General features: G+C 74.4%; 20 protein-coding genes. 12 read left to right on the top strand and 8 right to left on the bottom strand.

The genetic code is table 11. The features are described 5' to 3' along the window. Positions 1 to 77: 77 nt before the first annotated feature. Entirely contained in the window at positions 78 to 1,241 is a 1,164-nt protein-coding gene (locus tag AC07FV_RS32065; RefSeq protein ID WP_479091093.1) for a S1 family peptidase, read from the bottom strand. Positions 1,242 to 1,554: 313 nt separating this feature from the next. Between AC07FV_RS32065 and AC07FV_RS32060 the strand changes: the two genes are divergently transcribed. The 7 genes from AC07FV_RS32060 to AC07FV_RS32030 all read left to right on the top strand — a co-directional run bounded on the left by AC07FV_RS32060 (position 1,555) and on the right by AC07FV_RS32030 (position 9,078). Beyond that, positions 1,555 to 2,073, top strand: a complete 519-nt coding sequence (locus AC07FV_RS32060) for an SRPBCC family protein (protein WP_479091092.1) — start codon at positions 1,555 to 1,557, stop codon at positions 2,071 to 2,073. Further along, a complete protein-coding gene (locus tag AC07FV_RS32055; protein WP_479091090.1) occupies positions 2,066 to 3,685 on the top strand; it encodes a phytoene desaturase family protein in 1,620 nt (539 codons plus the stop codon). The genes AC07FV_RS32060 and AC07FV_RS32055 overlap by 8 nt, the downstream gene beginning before the upstream one ends. Positions 3,686 to 3,731: 46 nt before the next feature. Beyond that, a complete protein-coding gene (locus AC07FV_RS32050; RefSeq protein ID WP_479091089.1) occupies positions 3,732 to 4,610 on the top strand; it encodes an SDR family oxidoreductase in 879 nt (292 codons plus the stop codon). Positions 4,611 to 5,042: 432 nt separating this feature from the next. Beyond that, a complete protein-coding gene (gene crtI, locus AC07FV_RS32045; protein WP_479091088.1) occupies positions 5,043 to 6,560 on the top strand; it encodes a phytoene desaturase family protein in 1,518 nt (505 codons plus the stop codon). Beyond that, positions 6,557 to 7,564, top strand: coding sequence for a phytoene/squalene synthase family protein (locus tag AC07FV_RS32040; protein WP_479091087.1), 1,008 nt, complete (start codon positions 6,557 to 6,559; stop codon positions 7,562 to 7,564). The genes crtI and AC07FV_RS32040 overlap by 4 nt, the downstream gene beginning before the upstream one ends. Further along, on the top strand, positions 7,561 to 8,574 hold the full coding sequence (locus AC07FV_RS32035) for a Rieske (2Fe-2S) protein (RefSeq protein ID WP_479091086.1): 1,014 nt from the start codon (positions 7,561 to 7,563) through the stop codon (positions 8,572 to 8,574). The genes AC07FV_RS32040 and AC07FV_RS32035 overlap by 4 nt, the downstream gene beginning before the upstream one ends. Positions 8,575 to 8,589: 15 nt before the next feature. Next, positions 8,590 to 9,078, top strand: a complete 489-nt coding sequence (locus AC07FV_RS32030) for an MSMEG_6728 family protein (RefSeq protein WP_479091085.1) — start codon at positions 8,590 to 8,592, stop codon at positions 9,076 to 9,078. 5 nt (positions 9,079 to 9,083) lie between these two features. Here AC07FV_RS32030 and AC07FV_RS32025 read toward each other — a convergent pair whose 3' ends face one another. After that, positions 9,084 to 9,806: a hypothetical protein gene (locus AC07FV_RS32025; protein WP_479091084.1), complete on the bottom strand. Its 723-nt coding sequence runs from the start codon at positions 9,804 to 9,806 to the stop codon at positions 9,084 to 9,086. Between the two features lie 241 nt (positions 9,807 to 10,047). On the opposite strand from AC07FV_RS32025, the gene AC07FV_RS32020 reads away from it, so the two are divergent. Continuing rightward, complete coding sequence (locus AC07FV_RS32020) at positions 10,048 to 10,986, top strand: DMT family transporter (RefSeq protein WP_479091082.1); 939 nt, start codon at positions 10,048 to 10,050, stop codon at positions 10,984 to 10,986. Here AC07FV_RS32020 and proP read toward each other — a convergent pair. The 6 genes from proP to AC07FV_RS31990 form a co-directional block, all read right to left on the bottom strand. Continuing rightward, positions 10,950 to 12,515: a glycine betaine/L-proline transporter ProP gene (gene proP, locus AC07FV_RS32015; RefSeq protein ID WP_479091081.1), complete on the bottom strand. Its 1,566-nt coding sequence runs from the start codon at positions 12,513 to 12,515 to the stop codon at positions 10,950 to 10,952. The genes AC07FV_RS32020 and proP overlap by 37 nt on opposite strands. 132 nt (positions 12,516 to 12,647) lie before the next feature. Further along, a complete protein-coding gene (locus tag AC07FV_RS32010) occupies positions 12,648 to 13,982 on the bottom strand; it encodes a lipase family protein (protein WP_479091080.1) in 1,335 nt (444 codons plus the stop codon). A 414-nt stretch (positions 13,983 to 14,396) separates the two neighbouring features. After that, positions 14,397 to 16,469 carry an iron ABC transporter permease gene (locus tag AC07FV_RS32005; RefSeq protein WP_479091079.1) on the bottom strand — a complete coding sequence of 691 codons (2,073 nt, stop codon included), beginning with the start codon at positions 16,467 to 16,469 and terminating at the stop codon, positions 14,397 to 14,399. A gap of 7 nt (positions 16,470 to 16,476) precedes the next feature. Continuing rightward, positions 16,477 to 17,460 (bottom strand): ABC transporter substrate-binding protein, encoded by a 984-nt coding sequence (locus AC07FV_RS32000; RefSeq protein WP_479091077.1) that lies wholly within the window; start codon positions 17,458 to 17,460, stop codon positions 16,477 to 16,479. After that, positions 17,457 to 18,317 carry an ABC transporter ATP-binding protein gene (locus AC07FV_RS31995; RefSeq protein ID WP_356609577.1) on the bottom strand — a complete coding sequence of 287 codons (861 nt, stop codon included), beginning with the start codon at positions 18,315 to 18,317 and terminating at the stop codon, positions 17,457 to 17,459. The genes AC07FV_RS32000 and AC07FV_RS31995 overlap by 4 nt, the downstream gene beginning before the upstream one ends. Positions 18,318 to 18,419: 102 nt before the next feature. Beyond that, positions 18,420 to 18,983 carry an MSMEG_1061 family FMN-dependent PPOX-type flavoprotein gene (locus tag AC07FV_RS31990; protein ID WP_479091076.1) on the bottom strand — a complete coding sequence of 188 codons (564 nt, stop codon included), beginning with the start codon at positions 18,981 to 18,983 and terminating at the stop codon, positions 18,420 to 18,422. 154 nt (positions 18,984 to 19,137) lie between these two features. Between AC07FV_RS31990 and AC07FV_RS31985 the strand changes: the two genes are divergently transcribed. Genes AC07FV_RS31985 through AC07FV_RS31970 form a run of 4 tightly spaced genes read left to right on the top strand, consistent with a single transcriptional unit; the run spans position 19,138 to position 23,166 of the window. Further along, entirely contained in the window at positions 19,138 to 20,175 is a 1,038-nt protein-coding gene (locus tag AC07FV_RS31985) for a FecCD family ABC transporter permease (protein WP_479091074.1), read from the top strand. Next, on the top strand, positions 20,172 to 21,251 hold the full coding sequence (locus tag AC07FV_RS31980) for a FecCD family ABC transporter permease (RefSeq protein WP_479091072.1): 1,080 nt from the start codon (positions 20,172 to 20,174) through the stop codon (positions 21,249 to 21,251). Before AC07FV_RS31985 ends, AC07FV_RS31980 begins: the two co-directional genes overlap by 4 nt. A 53-nt stretch (positions 21,252 to 21,304) precedes the next feature. Beyond that, on the top strand, positions 21,305 to 22,120 hold the full coding sequence (locus AC07FV_RS31975; RefSeq protein ID WP_479091070.1) for an ABC transporter ATP-binding protein: 816 nt from the start codon (positions 21,305 to 21,307) through the stop codon (positions 22,118 to 22,120). A 14-nt stretch (positions 22,121 to 22,134) separates the two neighbouring features. Then, entirely contained in the window at positions 22,135 to 23,166 is a 1,032-nt protein-coding gene (locus AC07FV_RS31970; RefSeq protein WP_479091069.1) for an iron-siderophore ABC transporter substrate-binding protein, read from the top strand.

Here is a 23,166-nt window from a genome sequence, read left to right as displayed (position 1 = left end):
CGCGCCCGGCGGTCGGTCGGGGCCCGCCGAGGAGGGCCCCGCCGGAGGTTCGGCGGAGCCTTCCCCGGGCGCCCGGATCAGGCCGTGTGCAGGGTCAGCCCGTAGCGGTTCAGGATCTCGTTGACCGGCTGGAACCAGGTCTCCCCGCCGCTGGAGCAGTTCCCCCAGCCGCCCGAGGTGACGCCCTGCGCCTGGTCACCGCTGAGGAACGAGCCGCCCGAGTCCCCGCCCTCGGCGCAGACACTGGTCTTGGTCATCTGGCGCACCGCGCCCTGGCTGTAGTTGACGGTCTCGTTCTTGGCCAGGACCGTGCCGCAGTGCCAGCGGGTGGTCGAGCCCGAGCGGCAGATCGAGGCCCCGACGGGCGCCTCGTTCGAACCGCGCACGAGCTGGTCCGGCACCCTGCCCCAGCCGAGCACGACCGGCACCGTCCACCAACCGCTGCCGACGCTCACCCAGGCGTAGTCGTTCTCCGGGAACGACGAGCCCTGGAAGGTGCCGATGTACGAGCGGTCCCAGCCGCTGACCCCGGCTCCCGTGCCGCCGCAGTGCCCGGCGGTGACGAACCCGCCGTGCACCGAGAAGCCGATGGAGCACCGGACGTTGCCGGTGTAGTACGGGTCGCCGCCGACGGTGCCCGCCGCGAAGGTCCGGGGAGCCGACGGCACCGACCGCACCGTGACGGGCCCGGCCTCGCGTGCCCGGTCCACGAAGCGCCGGACATCGTTGTCGGACCGCTCGCCGCCGACCACGTCGACGACCACGGTGTTGGCGGACGGGTCGACGCGCCAGCTGCTGACGCCGGCGGGCGCGTCCAGGCGGTCGATGCGCGCCTTGACCGCGTCGAGCTGCCGTGCGCTGTGCTCGACGGTCCGGACCCGCGCGCCGGTGGCACCGACCGCCCGGACCGTGGCGGCGGGCGCGTCCGAGGTGAGGGCGACGGTCAGCCGCCCCTTCGCGGCGTCGAACCAGGATCCGCCGAAGGCGTCCCCGGCGGTCCGGCGTGCGGTGGGCTCGAGGGCGGTGGCGCGGCGTTCGGCCGCAAGCCGGTCCTCGGCCTCGGCCCGGGTGAGTCCGAAGTCCCGCTCCATGGCGTCGAGGAGGCCGGTGGAGGCCGCCGGGGCCTTCGTGGCGTCGGTGGGGGAGTCGGCCGCCGAGGCCGGCAGGGTGCCGACCGCGGTGAGGCTGCCGAACAGGAGGAGGCCGGCCAGGCCGAGGTGCCTGAGTCTGCTGCGTCGCACAGGAGTTGCCCTTCGTCGTTCCAACTGGGTGGGGGTGGAACAACCGCGTTCTGAGAGCGCTCTCATCGGGTTGCTCCGAGCGTAGCCGGACCACATCGACAGGTCCATGCCAATGCAGGGCCTTTCCGTGCGGCCTCCGGACCGGCCGGCGGAAGGAACGCGGGGAACCGCCCCCGCCCACCTCCCCGGCGTCCGAGCCGCGCCGGGGCTCGCGCGGCGGGCGTACCCGGGAACTCGCCCGGTTGGCCGGTGACGAACGGGGCACTCAGTGCTGCGTCCTCGCAGTGACGGTTACTGGGCGTGGGAGGCACGCGTGGCGGTGCGGCATCGGTTGGTCCAGGCGAGCCCGCAGGCGGTGTGGGACGTCCTCGCGGACGGCAACGAGTACGCGGACTGGGTGGTGGGCACCTCGGACGTCACCCCCAAGTCCGGACGGTGGCCCGAGGTCGGCGCGACGATCGAGTACGAGGTCCGGATCGGGCCGGTGCGCTTGCAGAACGAGTCGGTCGTCAGGCGCTGCGAGCCGGGCTCCGTGCTGGAGATCGAGGCCAAGGCGGGCCGCCTCGGCACGGCCCGCATCGCCATCGAACTGCGCCCCTGGGGCGAGCAGTGCCTGGTCATCGTCGACGAACACCCGCTGCGCGGCCCCGGCGGGCTGCTGCACAACGTGGGGGTGGAGGCGCTGATCCAGGTGCGGCACCGGGCGATGCTCGCGAGGCTCGCGAAGCTGTGCGAGGCCGAGGCGGGGGAGGAGCGCCGGCCCGACCCGGCGGACTCGCCGGGCTCCGTGAAGCTCGGACCGGGAACCGCCCACGGAGCCGGCCATGCCTGACGCGGTCGTGATCGGCTCCGGACCCAACGGCCTGGTGGCGGCGAACCTGCTCGTGGACGCCGGCTGGAGCGTCGAGGTCCTGGAGGAGCAGCCCGAGCCCGGCGGGGCGGTGCGCCACGACAGCGAGGTCGCCCCCGGATTCGTCAACGACCTGTTCAGCTCCTTCTACCCGCTCGCCGCCGCCTCCCCGGTCCTCGCCGGGCTGCGCCTCCAGGACCACGGACTGCGCTGGGCGCACGCCCCCCATGTGCTCGCCCACCCCCTGACCGACGGCACCTGCGCCGTCCTGGACCGCGACGTCGCCACCACGGCCGCCTCGCTGGACGCCTTCGCGCCCGGGGACGGCGCCGCCTGGGACCGTCTGCACGAGGTCTGGGACCGCTACCGCGCCGACATCCTGGACGCCCTGTTCACCCCCTTCCCGCCGGTCCGGGCCGGTGCCCGGCTGGCGCTGCGGCTGCGCGGCGGAGGAGGGCTGCGACTGGCGCGCACCCTGGTGCTGCCGGTGCGGCGCATGGGCGAGGAGGAGTTCCGCGGCGAGGGCGGGAAACTGATCCTGGCGGGCAACGCCCTGCACGCCGACCTCGCGCCCGAGGCCGTCGGGAGCGGCGGTTTCGGCTGGCTGATGTCGATGCTCGGGCAGACCTACGGCTTCCCCGTGCCGGTCGGCGGCTCGGGCGCCCTCACCGCAGCGCTGGTGCACCGGCTGCGGGCCCGCGGCGGCACCCTGCGGTGCGGGCAGCGCGTCGAGCAGGTCCTGGTCAGGGACCGGCGCGTGGCGGGCGTCCGCACGGCCGGCGGGGAGACGGTCACCGCCCGGCGGGCCGTCCTCGCGGACGTGTCCGTGCCCGCCCTCTACGGCGGGCTCGTCGCCCCGGAGGACCTGCCCGACCAGGTCCTCGCCGACCTGCGGCGCTTCGAGTGGGACTTCGCCACCTTCAAGGTGGACTGGGCCCTGGACGGCCCGGTGCCCTGGCGCTGCGAGGACGCGGCGCGGGCCGGGACCGTGCACCTGGCCGACGGCCTCGACGAGCTGACCCGCTTCGCCGCCCAGATCGCCATGCGGCAGGTCCCCGACCGTCCGTTCTCGCTGTTCGGGCAGATGACCACCACGGACCCGTCCCGCTCCCCGAGCGGCACGGAGTCCGCGTGGGCCTACACCCACGTCCCCCACGACATCCGGGCCGACGCGGGCGACGAGGGCATCACCGGCAGCTGGGACGCCAAGGAGCAGGAACTCATGGCCGACCGCGTCGAGCGCCAGGTCGAACGCTTCGCGCCCGGCTTCCGCGGCCTGATCAGGGCCCGCCGGATCCTGGCCCCGCCGACGCTCCAGGCCATGAACGCCAACCTGGAGGGCGGTGCCATCAACGGCGGCACCACCGCCATGCACCAGCAGCTCGTCTTCCGTCCGGTGCCCGGCACCGGACGGCCGGAGACACCGGTGACCGGTCTCTTCCTGGCCTCGGCGGGCGCGCACCCGGGAGGCGGGGTGCACGGGGCGCCCGGCGCCAACGCCGCGCGCGCCGCCCTGCGCCAGCACCGCTTCGCGGGCCTCGCCCGCGCCCAGCGTGCCCTCACCCGTCGCAACCGCATCGGCGACAAGCGGTGAGACGCCCGCCCGCGACACCCGTGTTCCCCGAGGAAGGGTCGGCCCGGTGACAGACAGCCCGCTGCACAACCGCATCGTCGTGGTGACCGGCGCCGCGCGCGGACTGGGGGCCGCCCTGGCCCGCGCCTGCGCCGACCGGGGCGCCCGGATCGCACTGCTCGGCCACGAGAAACCGCGGCTGGACGACGTGGCGGCCGGACTGCCGACGCCGGCCGTCGCCGTCGAGGTCGACGTCACCGACCCCGTCGGGCTGGAAGCCGCCGCCCACGAGGTCCGCGAACGCCTGGGCACGCCGTCGGTGGTGGTGGCGAACGCCGGCATCGCCGAGGGCGGCCCCTTCGGCACGTCGGACCCCGCCGAGTGGAGCCGCGTCGTCGACGTGAACCTGACCGGCAGCGCCCACACGGCCCGCGCCTTCCTGCCGGACCTGCGCCGCACCGCGGGGTACCACCTCCAGATCGCGTCGCTCGCCTCGCTCGGCGCCGCCCCCATGATGAGCGCCTACTGCGCGTCGAAGGCGGGCGTCGAGGCGTTCACCCACTCACTGCGCGCCGAGGTGGCCCACCACGGGATCGCCGTGGGCATCGCCTACCTCAACTGGATCGACACCGACATGATCCGCGACGCCGACCGGTACACGGTCCTCCGCGAGTTGCGGGCGCACATGCCGGCTCCGGCCCGCCGCACCTTCCCGGCGGAGCACGTCGCCGCCCGGCTGGTGCGCGCCGTGGAACGCCGCCGCACGGCCGTGTACGTGCCCGGCTGGCTGCGCCTGGCGCAGGTGGGGCGTACGACCCTGCCGCCGATGGTCCTGCGCCTGTCCCGGCACGAGCTGCCCCGGCTGGAGGCGGAGGGCGCCATGGACCCCACCGGCCCGCTCGGCGCGGGCGGGCTGGCCGACCACGCGGAAGGAGCGGGGGCGTAGTGCCGGGGCGCCGCCCCGGACCCGTACCCACCGGCGTGCCCGCGCACGGTCCCGCGGAGAGGTGTCCCTGCGGACGCCTGGCTCCGGGTCCTCCGCGGCTCCCCGGACTCCGGGGACGGACACGGCTGCCGCGCCTTCCGGGACGGGGCGGGTGTCCGCCGGGCGGGTGACTGCCGGGCGGGAACGGGCCCGGGCGGCGTCGGTCCCGAGGCGGCGGGGGAAAGCATGACGCCGAGTCACCCCAGTGGCCCGTGGCCGCCGCCGGACGGTGCATCCACCGAGCGCCGCGCGGCGGAAGTAGCCGCAGCAGCCGACGTGCCCGGCACGGCTCACGCCGCGGCCGACGACGAGAGGACCCGGGATGCCCCCCAGCACCGCAGACGACGGCGCACGACAGCCGCGTGAGCGGCCGTCCGTCAGAAGGGGCCCGCGATGACCCGGACGGTCCCCGGACGCACCGACCACGTCGTGGTCGTCGGAGCCGGGCTCGCGGGGCTCTCGGCCGCGCTGCACCTGCTGGGCTCCGGACGACGGGTGACGGTGGTGGAGCGCGACCCGCTGCCGGGCGGCCGTGCCGGGCGGCACGAGCGGGGCGGATACTCGTTCGACACGGGTCCGACCGTCCTGACGATGCCCGATCTGGCCGACGAGGCGTTCGCCGCCGTCGGCGACCGGTTGGAAGACCGGGTGGAACTGATGCCCCTGCACCCCGCCTACCGCGCGTGCTTCGCCGACGGCGGGACGCTGGACGTGCACACCGAGGCGGCCGCCATGGAGGCCGAGGTCGAACGCTTCGCCGGCGCCCGCGAGGCCGCCGGGTACCGGCGGCTGCGCACCTGGCTGCGGGAGCTCTACACAGTGCAGATGCGCCGTTTCATCGACGCCAACTTCGACTCGCCCTTCGGCCTGCTCACCCCCGACCTGGCCCGGCTCGCCGCGCTCGGCGGCTTCGGCCGGCTGGACGCGCGCATCGGACGCTTCCTGTCGGACGAGCGCCTGAAACGGGTCTTCTCCTTCCAGGCCCTGTACGCCGGGGTCGCACCGGCGCGGGCGCTCGCCGCCTACGCCGTCATCGCCTACATGGACACCGTGGCCGGCGTGTACTTCCCGCGCGGCGGCATGCACGCCCTGCCCCGCGCCATGGCCGCCGCGGCCGTCGACGCCGGGGCCGACCTGCGCCTCGGACAGGACGTCACCCGGCTGGAACGCTCCGGCGACCGGGTCACCGCCGTCGTCACCGCCGACGCGCGCATCCCGTGCGACGCCGTCGTCCTCACCCCCGACCTCCCCGTCGTCCACCGGCTGCTGGGGCGCCGCCCGCGCCGCCCGGTCGGACTGCGGCACGCCCCCTCCGCGGTGGTCCTGCACGCCGGCACCACCCGCACCTGGCCGCACCTGGCCCACCACACGCTCTCCTTCGGCGCCGCGTGGCGACGCACCTTCGACGAACTCACCCGGACCGGCACCCTGATGACCGACCCCTCCCTGCTGATCACCCGGCCCACCGCGGGCGACGCCTCCCTGGCCCCCGAGGGGCGCCACCTCCACTACGTCCTCGCACCGTGCCCCAACACCGACATCGGCCCGGACGCCCGGGCCTGGGACGACCTCGCGCCCCGCTACCGCGACCGCCTGCTCACCACCCTCGAACGCCGGGGGCTGACCGGCATCGCCGCCGCCATCGAGGAGGAATGCCTGGTGACACCGGCCGACTGGACCGCCCAGGGGCATGCCGCCGGCACGCCCTTCTCGGTGGCCCACACCTTCGCGCAGACGGGCCCCTTCCGCCCCCGCAACCTGGTACGCGGCACCGAGAACGCGGTCCTCGCGGGCTGCGGGACCACCCCGGGCGTCGGGGTGCCGACCGTGCTGATCTCCGGGAAGCTGGCCGCCGCCCGCATCACCGGAACCCCGGCACGCCGTACGACGTCGAAGGGCGGCCCCCGATGACCCGGCGCGAACTGGACGCCGCGGGCATCACCGACCCCGCCCTGCGCGCCGCGTACACCCGCTGCCGGCTGCTCAACGCCCGGCACGGACGCACCTACTTCCTGGCGACCCGCCTGCTGCCCGCCGACCGCAGACCGGCCGTGCACGCGCTGTACGGGTTCGCGCGGTGGGCCGACGACATCGTCGACGACATGGGCGCCGAGGCGACGACCGCCGAGCGCGCGGCCACCCTCGGACGGCTCGAGGAGCAGCTCCGGCAGGCGCTCACCGGCACCCGCCCGGCGGACGAGCCCGTGGTGGTCGCCCTGACCGACACCGCCGCCCGGTACGGCATCGAGCCGGCGCACTTCACCGACTTCATGGCCTCCATGCGCAGCGACCTCACGGTGACCGACTACCCCACCTACGACGACCTGCGCGCCTACATGCACGGCTCCGCCGCCGTCATCGGCCTGCAGATGCTGCCCGTGCTCGGCACCGTCACCTCCCGCGCCCGGGCCGCCCCGCACGCCGCCGCGCTGGGCCTCGCCTTCCAGCTGACCAACTTCCTGCGGGACGTGGGCGAGGACCTCGACCGGGGGCGCGTCTACCTCCCGGCGGACCTGCTGGCGGCACACGGCGTCGAGCGGGACCTGCTGCTGTGGAGCAGGCGGACGGGGCGCCACGACCGGCGCATCACCGCCGCGCTGCGGGCCGCCGAGGACCTCACCCGCGCCGTCTACCGCGAGGCCGCCCCCGGCCTGGACATGCTGGACCCGGTGGCACGGCCCTGCATCCGTACCGCCTACGTGCTGTACCGCAACATCCTGGACTCGATCGCGCGGGACGGGTACGCGGTACTGCACCGGCGTGCGGTGGTGCCGCGCCGCAGGCGCGCGGTCGTCGCCGCCGACGGGCTCGCCCGGGTGCTGGCCGCCCGGCTGGGAGCGCGGGGCGCCGCCGACCGCCGGACACCGCCGGTGACGTGCAGGAACGACACCTGCTCCGCGAAGGAGGCCGGATGAGGCAGGACCCCGCCCCCCGCCGGGGCCGCTATCCCCTGCGGCTGCGCCGCCGTCCCGTGCCCTGGCAGCACCAGCGGCCGACCTGGCGCGAGGCACGCCCCGCCCTCATCGCGGGGGCGCTCAAGCGCGCCCTGGCCCGCCCCTCGGGCAACTGGTACGTCCTGGGCGCGAGCACCGACGTACGGCCCACCCGCCCGCTGTCCGGCACGGTCGCGGGCGTCGAGGTCGTCGTCTGGCGGGATGCCACCGGGCGTCTGGTGGGCGGACCCGGCGCCTGCCCGCACCTCGGGGCCCCGCTGGCCGACAGCCCGGTGCGGTGCGGCACGCTCGTCTGCCACTGGCACGGACTCGCCCTGGAGGGCACCGCGTTCGCCGGCTGGGAGCCCTTCCCGGTGCACGACGACGGCGTCCTGGTGTGGGTGCGGCTGGACACGGTGGGCCAGGAACCCCCGACACCGGCGCCCGTCCTGCCGGTGAGGCCCGCGCGGGCCACGTCCCTGACCTCCGTCTGGCGGGGGGTCGGGACCTGCGAACCCGAGGACGTCGTGGCCAACCGGCTCGACCCCTGGCACGGCGCCTGGTTCCACCCGTACTCCTTCGTGGACCTCACCGTCGTCGGGGCGCCCCGTGACGGCGAGGACGACGACGACCGCTTCGCCGTGGACGTGTCCTTCCGGCTCGCGGGACGTCTGGTGGTGCCCGTCCGGGCCGAGTTCACCGCTCCCGAGCCCCGCACCGTCGTCATGCACATCACCGAGGGCGAGGGCACCGGGTCCGTCGTGGAGAGTCACGCCACGCCGCTCGGCCCGGACGAGCACGGCCGGCCGCGCACCGCGGTCGTCGAGGCGGTCATGGCCACCTCCGACCGGCCCGGTTTCCCGGTGGCCCGCCGCCTGGCACCGGCCCTGCGCCCGCTGATGCGCGCCGCCGCCGGCCGGCTGTGGCGCGACGACCTCGCCTACGCCGAACGCCGCAGGCAGCTGCGCGACCAGGGCCGGTTCCCCGGCTGACCGGACAGGAGCAGCATGCAGACCTTCCTCCCGCACCCCGACTTCGAGGAGTCCGCGCAGGCCCTGGACCGCCGCCGACTGGGCAAGCAGCGGGTCGAGGCGCTCCAGGTGCTGCGCGGACTCACCGTGCCCGGCTACGGCTGGCGCCGTCATCCGGCGGTGCGGATGTGGACGGGCTACGAGGAGGCACTGGTGCGCTACGGCCTGGAGGTCTGCCGGGTCTGGCGGGAGCAGGGCCACCAGGACAGCTGCGCGGCCTCACTCGTCGCCGGTCTCGCCGTGTGCCGTCCGGGTGAGCCGGTGCGGGACCAGCCGGAGCTGGCGCGCGCCGGGGAGTTGCCGCCCTGGCTGGGCGACGAGGCCTTCCACCGCAGCCACCGCTCGGCGCTGGTGCGGAAGGAACCCGAGGTGTACGCCGAGCTGTTCCCCGGCGTCCCGGACGACCTGCCCTACGTGTGGCCGGCCTCGGACCGGACGGGCGGGACGGAGGGGGCGGGGGAGTAGCGGGGTCAGGCCCGCTGCCCGCCGGCCACTTCCTTCAGGTCGACGGTCTGGCCGGCCGGCGGCTGCTCGGGGCTCACCGGCTTGCCGTAGTCGCTGAAGGTGACGCTGCCGGGATTTTCGCCGCCCTCGGTCTCGGTCCTGAGGATGTAGGGCTCGCCCTCGGTGGCGACGTACAGCGCGAGCGTCTCGCCGGAGCTCTTCTCCTTCGTCAGCTTGAGCGCCTCCTCGCCGTTCACCTCCGTGGTGTCGCCGCGCTTCATGCCCTGGCGCTCGGACTTGTCCTCGTCCATGGCGGCGACGAAGCCCCGCTTGTCGCAGACACCGGCGGCCGCGGCGTCGTTCGCCGGCATCTTCACCCACTTGCCCTGGAGCTCGGGGGCCATCTTCTGCGCCGCCTCGGGCTGCTGCTTCAGGGCGTTCTGCCAGTACTGCTCGTCCCCGCGCAGGAAGAGGGCCGCCTCGGTGTGCCGCACGTCCGCGCGGGTGTCGGCGGCGCCGATGGTGCCCTGGCAGTTCTTCTCCTGGTCGACCGAGACGTCGATGGTGACGGTGCTGCCGTCCCCCAGGCGGGTGTCGCCCTTCACGTGCATGGACTTCGCCTGCCGGGTGGCCTCGACGGCCTTGGCTGCGATGTCGTCGGCGCTCTGTCCGTCGAACGGCTTGCTGTCGCCACCGGAATCGCCGCCGCAGCCGGCCAGTAAGGCGACGGAGACGCTCGCGGTCGCCACAGCGGTCGCTACCTTGATGCCGCGCACTGACAGCCCCTTCCCATGTCTGTTCATAACCGTCAAATCCCTTGGTTTGCCGATGTGTTGGCACCGGGACGTTCCGAATACCCCGGATACCCACGACATGCACGTGAGGGAGGGCCGGTGATGACCGTGTGAGGGCGGCGCCCTCGATTGGTCCCCGAAACCGCCCCGGAAGTGGACCCCGTGCGGGTCCGTCGCGCTCCCTAGCGTCTTCGTCATGAACGCCACCACCACGCGCGGAGCCCTGCTCGCCGCGATCGCCTGCGTCCTCGTCGGAGGCTCCTTCACCGCCAACAGCCTGCTCGGCGACTATCCGTACGCGGGAGGCCAGTTCCTGCGCTACGGCCTGGCCTTCCTGCTGCTGGTCCCGTTCGCCGGCCGGGGCGCGGCGGCCCGGCTGCGTGCCCTGGGCGCCGGCCGGTGGCTGCGCCTCGCACTGCTCGCGGCCGTCGGCATGGTCGGTTTCAACCTGGCCGTGCTCGCGGCGGAACGCAGCGCGGAGCCGGCGGTCCCCGGCGTCTTCGTGGGCTGCGCCCCCGTGGTCGTCGCGGTCGTCGTCCCGCTGCTGGACGGGCGTCGGCCGAGGCGCGTCGTGCTGTACGGGGCGTCGCTCGTGGCCGTCGGGGCCTTCACGGTCCAGGGCTGGGGGCGCACCGACGGCGCGGGTATCGCCTTCTCCGTGTGCGCCCTGGTCGGGGAGGTCGGTTTCGCCGTCCTCGCGGTGCCCGTACTGCGGCCGCTCGGCCCGCGGCTGCTGTCCACGGTGGTGTGCGGTGTCGCGGCGGCCGAGTCGGCGGTGGCCGGCGTGGCGGCCGACGGCGCCGGGTGGTTGCGGCGGCCGGACACCGCCGAGACCGGGGCGCTGCTGTGGCAGGCGGTGGTGGTCACCGTGATCGGGTTCGTGTGCTGGTACATGGGCATGCAGCGGATCGGCGCGGAGCGGGCCACGCTGTACTCCGGCCTGATCCCGGTCGCCGCCGCCTGCACCGCGCCGCTGGTCGGCACGGGCTCCTACGGCGCCCCGCAGGCCGTGGGCAGCGCCCTGGTCTGCGCCGGTGTCGCCCTGGGCTCGGGCGTGTCCCTCCGCCTCGCCCGCCGGGGCGGTGCCCCGGCGACGCGTCAGCGGACCTCGGAGCGCTCCTTGGAGAGGCTGTAGAGGTCCTTGGAGGTGGTGATGAGTTCCCGCCGCTCCTGCCGGGAGCCGACCATGGGCTGCGAGCCGTTGAGCGGCACCTGGGCGCTCTCGGGCAGGAAGCGCACGGTCACCAGGCCGATGACACCGGCCACCATCAGGTAGAAGGCGGGCACCAGGTCGTTGCCGGTGACGCTGACCAGCGCCTCGGTGAGCAGCGGCGTGGTGCCGCCGAAGGCCGCTACGGCGAAGTTGAAACCGATGCCCATGGCCGCGTAGCGCACGGCCGTCGGGAACAGGGCGGGAAGGGTCGCGGCGCTCGGCGCGGCGAAGCAGGCCAGCAGGGTGGCCAGCAGCAGGACACCGGCGACCGGTGCCCAGGCGCCGTCCGCCCTGAGCAGCAGGAAGGCCGGTACGGCCAGGACGATCATCGCGACGGCTCCCACGGCGTACAGCGGGCGGCGGCCGACGTGGTCGCTGAGCCGGCCGAGGAAGGTGATCAGCAGCACGATCCACACCATGCCGATCAGCACCAGCACGTCGGCGAAACCGCTGGAGCGGCCCAGCGTCTCCGTCTGGTACGTGGGCAGGTAGCCCGTGACCATGTAGTTGGTGACGTTGTAGAGCAGCACCAGGCCCATGCAGATCAGCAGCGGACGCCAGTGGTCCTTGACGATGGTCTTGAACTCGCTGCCCGCCGACTTCTGGGCGAGGCTCTTCTCGTGCTCGTCGAGCTGCTGCTGGAAGGCGGGGGACTCCTCCAGCCTGAGCCGCATGTACAGGCCGATGAGGCCCAGCGGACCGGCGATCAGGAACGGGACGCGCCAGCCCCAGTCGAGCATCTGTCCGTCGGTCAGCAGCAGGTTCAGCACGGTGACCAGCGCCGAGCCGAGCGCGTAACCGACGAAGGTGCCGAAGTCGAGCCAACTGGAGAGGAAGCCGCGCCGCCGATCGGGTGAGTACTCGGCGACGAAGGTGGTGGCGCCGCCGTACTCGCCGCCGGTGGAGAAGCCCTGGAGCATGCGGGCGAGCAGCAGCAGGACCGGTGCGGCGATGCCGATGCTCGCGTAGCTCGGGATGAGGCCGATGGAGAAGGTGCCGATCGCCATCAGGATCATGGTCGTGGCGAGCACCTTCTGCCGGCCGAGGCGGTCCCCGAGCGGGCCGAAGACGAGGCCGCCGAGCGGGCGCACGACGAAGGCGGCGGCGAAGGTCGCGAAGGACGAGACGACCTGGGCGGTCGGGGAGGCGTCCGGGAAGAACACCTTGCCGATGGTGGCGGCCAGGTAGCTGTAGACGCCGAAGTCGAACCACTCCATGCAGTTGCCGAGCGCCGAGGCGCCGACCGCGCGTCTGAGGAGGGGCCCCTCGACGACCTGGACGTCCTCCTCGCGGAAGGCCCGCCGGTTGCGGCGGAGCCGGCGGGTCAGCTCCTCGCGCACCTGCCGCGGCAGGTGCGCGACCGTACTCGGAATCCTCGCCGGCCCCGGGGGACCGGACCCGCCGTCCGGCTTCGCGTCCGCCACGCCGTCGCCTCTCTCTTGCCGCACCATGACTGGCCTGAGCGAATTCTGTGCCGCACTGATCGTTCGGCGCATGCCGGAGCCGCTGCCCGGGTGCGTGCCCGTCACACGCGGGGGCCCCGGCGGACGTCCGCCGGGGCCCCGTACGCGCGCGGGTGGTGCTCAGGGCTGTACGGGCAGGCTCCAGCAGTTGGAGCCCGCCGGCTCCCCGGAGAGCCGGTCGGTGAGCCAGGAGATCGCCTTGCCCTGGTCGGCGAGGAGCGGGGCGAAGTGGTTGAGCAGACCGCTGCCGACGCCCGGCAGCACGACCGGGTCGTAGGTGACCTTCGCGCCCGCGCCGCACCAGTCGACGGCCAGTCGGCGGGACTGTCCGTGGGGGACCAGGTCGTCGCTGACGCCGGTGGCCACGCGGACGGGCCCGGCCGGCTTCAGCCTGCCGATCCGCTGCTCGGCCAGGAAGGCCTGGAGGGTCGGCTCGGCCCGGATGATGTCACCCAGCGACTGCCCGGTCTTCGTCCATGCCGTGCTGCTGTCGCCCCCGTACGCGAAGAGCGCGTCGCCGACGCACATGGTCGACAGGTCCTTCAGCGCCGCCTCGCCGGCGGCGTTCACGTACCGCTCGGCGATGGGCCGCAGGGCGGGCTCGGTCTGGAGGAAGCCGTTGAGCGACCACCCGAGGGCGCCCGCCAGGTCGCTGCCGTCGATCGCCTCGGTGACCTTCGTCAGGTCGGCGGGCGGAGCGCCGGCGTAGGTGCCCGCCAGCGGGACGTCGGGTGCGTAGGACGGCTGGAGTTCGGCCGCCGCGGCCGTCGCCCCGCCGCCCTGGCTGTACCCGAACAGGCCGACGCGGGACTCGGGGGTGACCGACGCCGAGTCCAGGGAGCGCGCGGCGCGCACCGCGTCAAGCACGGCATGCGCTCCGTCCACGCGGTTGACGTAGGTGTGCAGCCGGTCGGTGGTGCCGAGGCCGACGTAGTCGGTGACGACGACGGCGACACCGCGCAGCAGCAGCCGGTAGACCGACAGGTCCTCGTAGCCCACCGAGACCGTCTCGCCGTTGAGCAGCAGCGGGTGTTCCAGAGCCATGGAGGCGGCGCACTGGTCGCCCTGGCCCATGGTGCCGGGCGCGACGGCGACCAGGGGCCGGGGTCCTTCGCCGCGCCACTTCGCGGTGGGCTCGATGTAGGCGCCGGTCACGGCGACCGGTTCGCCGTTGGCGTCGGTGGACTTGTACATCATCCGGGTGGCCCGCCCGGGGAGCGGGCCGCCCAGGCTGGGCAGGCTGAGGGCCAGGCGCAGCGGCTCGCTGCGGATCAGCGCGCCGTCGGCGCCCGGCAGCGTGGACGGCGGGGTGTAGAAGGCGGGGATCTCGACGCCGCGGGACACCTCCGCGGTACCGGTGGCCGCTGTGCCGGCCGCTGCGGCCGGGACGGCCTGGGCGCCGAGGGCGAGTGCGACGGTGACCGCCGCGGCGAGCGTGCGGGGGCGTGGGGGCATGGCGAACCTCCTGGGGAAGGGCCGGAACCGGTCGTCCGCGGTCCGGGGGAGTCAGGGCCGTGGTCGCGCTGCTCCTGTGGGGTGACGGGACCGTACCCGGCCAGGGGTTACCGTGGGTAGCACCATGCTTATTACGGTTGAGTAACTTGACGCGTCGTCTAACAACGGTGACCGAGGACCCGAGGTCGGCGCGGTGGCTGCCGTGGAGGATCGGGGCGGGTGAGGCGCCGGCCGGGCGCCCGGTGGGGGAGCCGGGCGCCCGCGGCCGGTCCGCCGCCCGGCGGGCGTCGGCCGGGCAGGCCCCGTCCCGGGGACCGCGCGGTCCGTTCGCCGACCGCCGGGCGGCCCCGCGGAGCGGACCAGGACGCCCGGCCATCGGGAGCGGCGGCGTCGGGTGACGGGCCGGGGCCGCGGCTACCGGCGGCTGCGCACCAGGAGGTACAGGAAGTACGGCGTGCCGATGATCGCGGTCATGAGGCCCGCTCCCAGCTGGGCCGGGGCGATCACGGTGCGGCCGATCAGGTCGGCCGCGCACACCAGCGAGGCGCCGAGCAGGATCGCGACCGGTACGACCCGCGCGTGCCGGCGGCCCACGAGGGCACGTGCCGCGTGCGGGGCCACGAGCCCGACGAACGCGATGGTGCCCGCGCAGGCCACGGCCGTCGAGGTGAGCACGACGCTGAGCACCAGGAAGCCGAGGCGCCCCGGGGCCAGCCGCAGGCCCAGCAGGCGCGGGGTGTCCTCGTCCAGCGAGACCAGGTCCAGCTCGGTGCGCCGCGCGACGGCCACCACGATGCCGATCGCCAGCGCGCCGGCCACCGGCGCGATGTCCGGCATCGTCCGCCCGTACGTCGAACCCGACAGCCAGGTCAGCGCCTTGGTGGCGTTGAACGGGTCGGTGAGCACGATCAGCAGGGAGATGAGCGCCGTGGTCGCGGCGGCGACGCCGATACCGACCAGGACCAGCCGGTTCTGCTGGAAGCCGCCGCGGGCGGCGAGCCCGAAGACCAGGACCGCGGTGAGGCCGGACCCCGCGAACGCGGCGCCGGCCACCCCCCAGGTCCCGGCGACCGGCGCGGTGGTCACCAGGATCACGGCGCCCAGCGCGCCGCCGCCGGTGACGCCGAGGACGCTCGGTTCGGCCAGTGGGTTGCGGGTGACTGCCTGGACCAGCGTGCCGGCCAGGGCGAGCGCCGCACCGGCACAGAGCGCGGCCAGCACCCGGGGCACCCGGGTGTCCAGTACGAAGGACACGGTCCGTCCGGCGCTGCCCTGCGCCCAGTTGACGACGTCACCGAGGAGCAGCTTGCTGTCGCCGACCAGCACGGCGGCGATCACCAGGCCGACCAGCACGGCCGTCAGGGCGGCCACGGTGGCCAGGAAGACGGTCCGGCTCGGGATGCGCAGCCGGTCCGGGGCGCCGGACCCGGCGGTGTCCCGCAGCCGCAGCGCCATCGCGACCAGGAAGACGGCGCCGACCAGGCTGGTGACCACGCCGGTGGGCACCGCCACCGACAGCTCGTCCTTGATCAGCGACCGCAGCAGCACGTCGGAGCCGAGGACCAGGGCCATGCCGGTCAGCGCCGCGGCCGGCATCGCGACGCGGGAGCGGGCGAAGCCGCGGAAGTGCCGGGAGAGCGGACGGACCAGGGCGGGCGCGCACAGGCCGACGAAGCCGATGGGCCCGGCCAGCGTGACCGCGGCGGCCGACAGCAGCGCCGCCAGGACCACGACGGTGACCCGGGTGGCGCGGACCGGGACGCCCAGGCCCCGCGCCGCGTCGTCGCCGAGGGCCAGGGCGTCCACCCGGCGGGCCGTCAGCATCAGGCCGACCAGTCCGACGAGGACGACGGGCAGCATCTGGAGGACGCCGTCGAAGCCGTTCTGGGCGATGCTGCCCTGGTTCCACTGGTAGAGGCCCTCGGTCTGCTCGGGGAAGAGCAGGAGCAGGCCCTCCGTCATGGAGTTCAGGCCCAGCATCAGCGCGGTACCGGCGAGGACCAGCCGGACGGTGCCGGTGCCGAGGCCGGAGAGCCCGAGCACGACGGCCGCCGCGAGCAGTCCGCCGAGGAAGGCGACCCCGGAGGAGGCGATCATCGGCAGCGAGACGCCGGTGGCGCCGGCGAGCCCGAGGGCCAGGTAGGAACCGGCGTTCACGGCCAGGGTGTCGGGGGAGGCCAGCACGTTGCGGCTGACCGCCTGGAGCACCGCCCCTGCCATGCCGAGCGCGGCGCCGACCAGGAGGCCGGCGGTCATCCGGGGCAGCCGGGAGGCGATGACGACGGACGCGTCGTCGGGGTCGGCCTGTCCGGTGAGGGCCTTGAACACTTCGGACGGGCCGACGGCGGCGGTGCCCTGGGCGATGTCGACGACGGCCAGGGCGGCGACCAGCAGGACGAGCCCGGCCGTCACCGCTGCCGCGCCCGACCGGGGCGTGGGTGCCTTCGTCGAGGGACGGGCAGCGGGTTCGGTTGCGGTGACGGCCATGGCCTCGCTACTTCGTCAGCGCGCCGACGACGGCGTCGATGTACGCCTCCATCGACCCGGGACCGCCGAACATCCAGATGCCGTCGTCGAGCCGGTGCACGTCGCCGGCCTTGACGAAGGGCAGGGACTTCCACACCGAGTTCTTGGCCAGGGCGCCGGTGAACGGGGTGGCGCTCGGGTCGTCGTCGTTGCCGATGTAGGCGAAGTGCACGTCCTTGGGCAGGGCGGTCAGGCCCTCCACGTCGGTGGTGCCCAGGCCGTAGGCCTCGTCGCCCTTCACCTTCCAGGCGTTGGTCAGGCCGACCGCCTCGTTGACCTCGCCGAGGAGCGAGGTCGCGGTGTAGGGGCGGATCGAGACCTGGTTGGAGGCGACGTAGCCGTCCGCGAAGGCGATCTGCTCGCCGGCAAGTCCGGCGTCGGCCAGGGCCTTCTTGCCCTCGGCGACCTTCGCCTCGAAGCCCTCGCGCAGCGTCTTGGCCCGGTCCGTGGTGCCGGTGGCCTGGGCGATCAGGTCCACGTTCTCGAGCATCTGCTCGATCTGGCCGGTGCCGTCGGCGGACGTCACCTCCATCACCGGGGCCACCTCGCGCAGCTGCTTCACCGCGGCGGGGGGCAGGTCGGTGGTGGCGACGATGAGGTCGGGGGCCAGGGAGGCGACCGTCTCCACGCTCGGCTCGCCGCGGGTGCCGATGTCCTTGGGCTCGTTCTTCAGCGGTACCGCGCTGTCCCAGGTCTTGTAGCCCTTGACGTCCGCGACACCGACCGGGTCGACACCCAGGGAGACGAGGCTCTCGACGACGTTCCACTCGGTGGCGACGACCTTGGCGGCCGGGCCGTCGAGCTTCACCTCGGTGCCCTTGCCGTCCTTGAGCGTGATGGCCTCGGAGGACTTCTTCTCGGACTTGTCGGCGGCGGGTTCGGTGGTGCCGCAGGCGGCGAGGGTGAGCGCCGCGGCGGTGGTGGCGGCCGCGGTGAGCAGGAGGCGTCTCATGAGGTGGTGCCGAGCCTTTCGGTTCGTATGTGGTGGCGGCCGATCGGGCGGGTGCGCAGCCGGCCGGTGAGGGGGTCGGTGTCGACGTCGATCCGGATGCCGTAGACGGCCGTCAGCCGCTCCGGCGTCAGGACGTCCTCGGGCGTGCCGTCGGCGACGATCCGGCCCGCTTCGAGCAGGGTGATCCGGTCGGCGACGGCCGCGGCCTGGTCGAGGTCGTGCAGCACGACGCCGACGGCGATGCCGTGGACGTCGGCCAGGTCGCGGATGAGGTCGAGGAGTTCGACCTGGTAGCGCAGGTCGAGGTAGGTGGTGGGTTCGTCCAGGAGCAGTACGCCGGTCTCCTGGGCGAGGCAGCTCGCGAGCCAGACCCGCTGCAACTGACCGCCGGAGAGGTGGTCGGCGCCGCGGTCGGCGAGACCGTCGACGCCGGTGAGGGCCAGCGCCCTGTCCACGGCGGCCGGGCCGTCCGGGTCCGGCCGGCCCCAGCGCCCCCGGTAGGGGTAGCGGCCGAACTCGACGACGTCGCGCACGGTCAGGCCGCCCGGCGTCGGGCGGCCCTGGGTCAGCAGGGCGACGTACCGCGAGAACTCACGGGACGTCAGTGCCATGCCGTCGGTGTCGCCGTCGATCCGCAGCGTGGCACTGCGGGCTCGCTGGAGGCGGGCGACGGTTCGCAGCAGCGTCGACTTGCCGCTGCCGTTCGGCCCCACCAGGACGGTCACCTCGCCGGGCCGCAGCCCGATCGCCGCGTCGTGCACGACGTCGGCGCCGTCGTACGCGACGGTCACGCCCGTGGCCGAAAGCTCATGTCCGCGCAGGCGGCCGCCGCCGGCTTCGTCTTCACCAGATCTCACGTGGCGAAGGTTAGCCTAACCTAAAAAGAGCTGGTAGAGGCGGGGCTCACACGGCACCCCGGCGGCCGTGCGGCGGGCGGGCCGGCCGGGCCCCCGGCTGGCTCAATTCGCCTGCCAGGTCTGGGGTTTCCACACGCCCGACCGGTTCAGGGACTGCGGGCAGTGGAGGTAGATCTCGTCGATCCGCAGGACCAGCGCGAGGTCCGGCCGGCGGCCGTCCCGGGCCAGGGCGTCGAAGAAGGGCGCGTCGGTCAGGATGCGGGCTCGGCCGTTCACGCGCAGCACCTCCTTGCCACCCGGGACGAGGTACAGCAGGCCCGCGTGCGGGTTGTCGAGGATGTTGTGGAAGCTGTCCCCGCGCCGGTTGCCCGGCCGGTCCGGCAGGACGAGGGTGCCCGGGTCGAGGACGTGGGTGAAGCCCGGTGCGTCGCCGCGGGGCGACACGTCGCAGTTGCCCGCGGCGTCGGAGGTGGCCAGCAGGCAGAAGGGGGAGCGGGCCAGGATGTCCAGGTCCATGTCCGTGAGCCGGTCGTGCACCTTGTCGATGACGACGGGCCAGGGCTCGCCCAGCAGTTCGCGCAGCTCGGCCCGCGAGCCGAGTTCGGCCCAGCCCTCCTCGGTGACGGTGCCCGGTCGGTCTCCGGTCGCGTCGATCGTGTGCGGCAAGGAAGGCTCCAAAGGTTCGTGCCGCCGGGGGTGTCGAGCCCCGGCCGTTGGTTGCACAGAAAACATTATCTGATGTTAGGTTCCCCTTACCTAACCTCGGAACGGAATCTTCCGGTGCGTTGGGCCGCTCCTGTGCCTTCCCGAGGATTCGTCCATGCCCCCAGCCCCACCCGCCCGGCCCGGGCACGCCTCCAGACGGACCGTCCTGAGCGCCGGGCTCGGGGTGCTCGCCGTGCTGCTCCTCGCGGCCACCGCCCTCAGCCTGGCCGTCGGCTCCGGCGACGTCCCGCTGCACGACGTGGTCCACGGCGTGCTCGACCCCGACCGCTCCGTGCGCGGCCAACTCGTGGTCCAGGAGGTCCGGGTGCCCCGCACCCTGGCCGGGCTGCTGGCCGGCGTCGCCCTCGGGCTCGCCGGCACCGTCATGCAGGGCGTGACCCGCAACCCGCTCGCCGACCCCGGGCTGCTCGGCATCAACGCGGGCGCCGCCGTCGCGGTCGTCTTCGCCATGAGCGTCCTCTCGCTCACCGAGCCGGAGCAGTACATCTGGTTCGGCTTCCTGGGCGCCTGCCTGGCGGCCGCCCTGGTGTACGGCGTCGCGAGCTTCGGCCGCGAGGGCGCCACGCCGGTCAAGCTCGCCCTCGCCGGAGCCGCTGCCACCGCGCTGCTGGTCTCCGTCACCGACACCATGCTGCTCACCGACAGCCGGACCTACGACCAGTTCCGCTTCTGGCAGGTCGGCGCGCTCGACGGCCGCGACCTCGACGTGCTCCTCCAGGCGCTGCCCTTCGTGGCCGCCGGCACCGTCCTGGCGCTCGGTCTCGGGCCCCGCCTCAACGGGCTCGCCCTCGGCGACGACGTCGCCCGCGCGCTGGGCCAGCGCGTCGTCGTCGCGCGGCTGGTGGGCGCGGCGAGCACCGTGCTGCTGTGCGGGGCCGCCACCGCCGTCGCCGGACCCATCGCCTTCGTGGGCCTCGCCGTCCCGCACGCGGTGCGGATGGTCACCGGGCCCGACCACCGGTGGGTCCTGCCCTACTCCGCGCTCCTCGCGCCGGTGCTGCTGCTGGTCGCGGACGTCATCGGCCGCGTCGTCGCCCCGCCCGGCGAGGTGCAGGTGGGCGTCGTCACCGCCGCCGTCGGCTGCGTCCCGTTCATCCTCCTGGTCCGCCGACGAGGGAAGGCAGCCCTGTGAAGACGCCCCGCGTCGCCTCCGCCCCCACCCCCGTCGCCCGCCTCGCCGACGCCAGCGCGCGCATCGACCGCCTCAGACGCGCCCGGCGCGCCCGCTTCGGGCTCGTCTGCGCCTGCCTGGCCCTGGTGGCGCTGGCCTCCCTCGTGCTGTCCCTGACCGTCGGTGACATCGATGTCCCGCTCGCCGACGTGTGGGCCGTCCTCGCCGGGGGAGGGGACGGCGGCAGCCGCTTCGTCGTGCACGAACTGCGCCTGCCCCGGGCCCTGCTGGCCCTTCTCGTCGGCTGCTGCTTCGGCCTGTCCGGCGCGGTCTTCCAGGCCCTGTTGCGCAATCCGCTGGCCAGCCCGGACATCATCGGCGTCAGCGCCGGCGCCAGTGCCGCCGCGGTCCTGGCGTCCCTGGCCTTCGGCCTCAGCGGTCTCGCCCTGTCCGGCGGAGCGCTGGCGGGCGCGCTGCTGGCGGGCGCCCTCATCTACCTGCTGGCCTGGCGGGGCGGCGTGGCCGGCGGCCGGTTCGTCCTGATCGGCATCGGTGTCTCCGCCGGACTGGTCAGCCTGCGCTCCTACCTGATGACCCGTGCCGAGGTCACGGAGGCGCAGAACGCCTTCGTGTGGCTGGCCGGCAGCCTCAACGGCCGTTCCTGGGACCAGCTGTGGCCCCTGCTGGGCTGCGCCGTCGTACTGGTGCCGCTCACCCTGGCCGCCTCCCGGTCGCTGACGGTGCTCCAGCTCGGCGACGAGGCGGCCGGCGGCCTCGGGGCCCGCGTCGAGCGCGGCCGGCTGGCGCTGCTGGCCTGCGCCACCGCCCTGGTGGGCGTCGCGACGGCGGCCGCCGGTCCCATCGGCTTCGTCGCCTTCGTCTGCCCGCCGATCGCCCGCCGCCTGCTGCCCGGCCACGGCGCCGCCCTGCTGCCGTCCGCGCTGACCGGCGCCGTGCTGGTCTGCACGGCCGACTTCGCCGCCCAGCACCTGCTGCCGCACACCCAGCTCCCGGTCGGCGTGGTGACCAGCGTCGTGGGCGCCCCGTACCTGCTCTACCTGCTCGCCCGGGCCGGCCGCGCGGGCCGGGGCGGCTGACCGTGCCCCGCCCCGCCCGCCCCTGCCCCGACCCCACCCCCGAGGAGCCCACGGTGACCTCCCAGCACACCCTCCGCACCCGTGGCCTCGGCCTCGGCTACGGGGAGCGTGAGATCATCTCCGACCTCGACGTCGACCTGCCGCCGGGCCGCCTCACCGTGGTCGTCGGCCCGAACGCCTGCGGCAAGTCCACGCTGCTGCGCGCCCTGGCCCGGCTGCTGACGCCCACCGCCGGCACCGTGCTGCTCGACGGCCGCGACATCCACGCCACCCCGACCCGGCAGGTGGCCGCCACCCTGGGCATGCTGCCGCAGACCCCCGTCGCCCCGGACGCCATCACCGTCGCCGACCTCGTCGGCCGGGGCCGCTACCCGCACCAGGGCTGGTTCCGCCGCTGGACGGCGGCCGACGACGAGGCCGTCGCCGCCGCCCTGGCCGCCACCGACGTTCTCGACCTGGCCGACCGCCCGGTGGACGAACTCTCCGGCGGACAGCGCCAGCGCGTCTGGATCGCCATGGCCCTCGCCCAGGAGACCGACGTCCTCCTGCTCGACGAGCCCACCACCTACCTGGACATCAGCCACCAGCTCGACGTCCTGGACCTGCTGACCGACCTCAACCGGGACCGCGGCGTCACCCTCGCCGTGGTCCTGCACGACCTCAACCTGGCCTGCCGCTACGCCGATCACCTGATCGCCATGAAGGCCGGCCGCGTCGTGGCCGAGGGCGCGCCCGCCGACATCGTCACCGAGTCCCTCGTGGACGAGGTCTTCGGCCTGCGCTCGACGGTGATCCCGGACCCCGCGTCCGGAACACCGATGATCGTCCCCCTCGGCCGCCACCACACCCCCGACCAGGACCCCCGATGACGGAAAGAGCCCCCATGTCCGCGCACCTCCCCGCCCGCCCCGGCCGCCGCCTGTGGCGCCTGTGGGCCGCCGCCCTGACCGCGCTGCTGCTCGGCGCCCTCACCGCCTGCGGCTCCGGTTCCTCCTCCGACGACTCCGGGTCCGGCCCTTCCGGCGCCTCCGGCGGCGAGTCCGGCGCCTTCCCGGCGAAGGTGGAGACCAAGTTCGGCACCGTCACCGTAGACGCCCGCCCGAAGCGGGTCGTCGCGCTCGGCTGGGGCGACGCGGAGACGGCCCTCGCCCTGGGTGTCCAGCCCGTCGGCCAGAGCGACTGGCTCGCCTTCGGCGGCGACGGCGTGGGCCCCTGGGCCGAGGGCCGCTACGACAGGAGCCCGCAGAAGATCGGCACCCTGGAGCCGGAGTACGAGAAGATCGCCGCCCTCGACCCGGACCTGATCCTCGACGTGAAGTCGAGCGGCGACCGGACCCGCTACGACACCCTCAGCAAGATCGCCCCGACCATCGGCGTGCCGAAGGGCGGCGACCAGTACAAGATCGCCTGGCAGAAGCAGACCGAGATGATCTCCACCGCGCTCGGCACCCCGGACGAGGGCGAGCGGCTCGTCACCGAGACGGAGAAGAAGTTCACCACCGCCGCCGCGGCGCACCCCGAGTTCAAGGGCAGGACCATCACCCTCGGCTCCCGTACCTCGGCCGGCTGGGGCGCGTACGTGAAGGGCACCGACCGGGTCAACTTCGTGGAGCGGCTCGGCTTCCGCAACAACCCGGAGGTCGAGGCCGAGGCCGGCGCGGGCTTCTCCGTGTCCGTCTCCGAGGAGAACCTCCAGATGCTGGACGCGGACCTCGTCGTCATGGCCCCCATCGGCGTGGACGCCGCCAGGATCTCCTCCGACCCGCTCTTCACCTCCCTCCCGGCCGCGAAGCAGGGCCGCACCGTCGTCTTCGACGACCCGGACGTCAGCCAGGCCTTCGCCACCAACTCCGTGCTCTCCGTGGGCTACGCCCTCGACAAGGTGGTGCCGCTCTTCGCCGACGCCGTGAAGTGA

The organism is Streptomyces sp. NPDC045956 (genome assembly GCF_056430705.1).
This window is presented reverse-complemented; position numbering and strand designations above follow the sequence as displayed.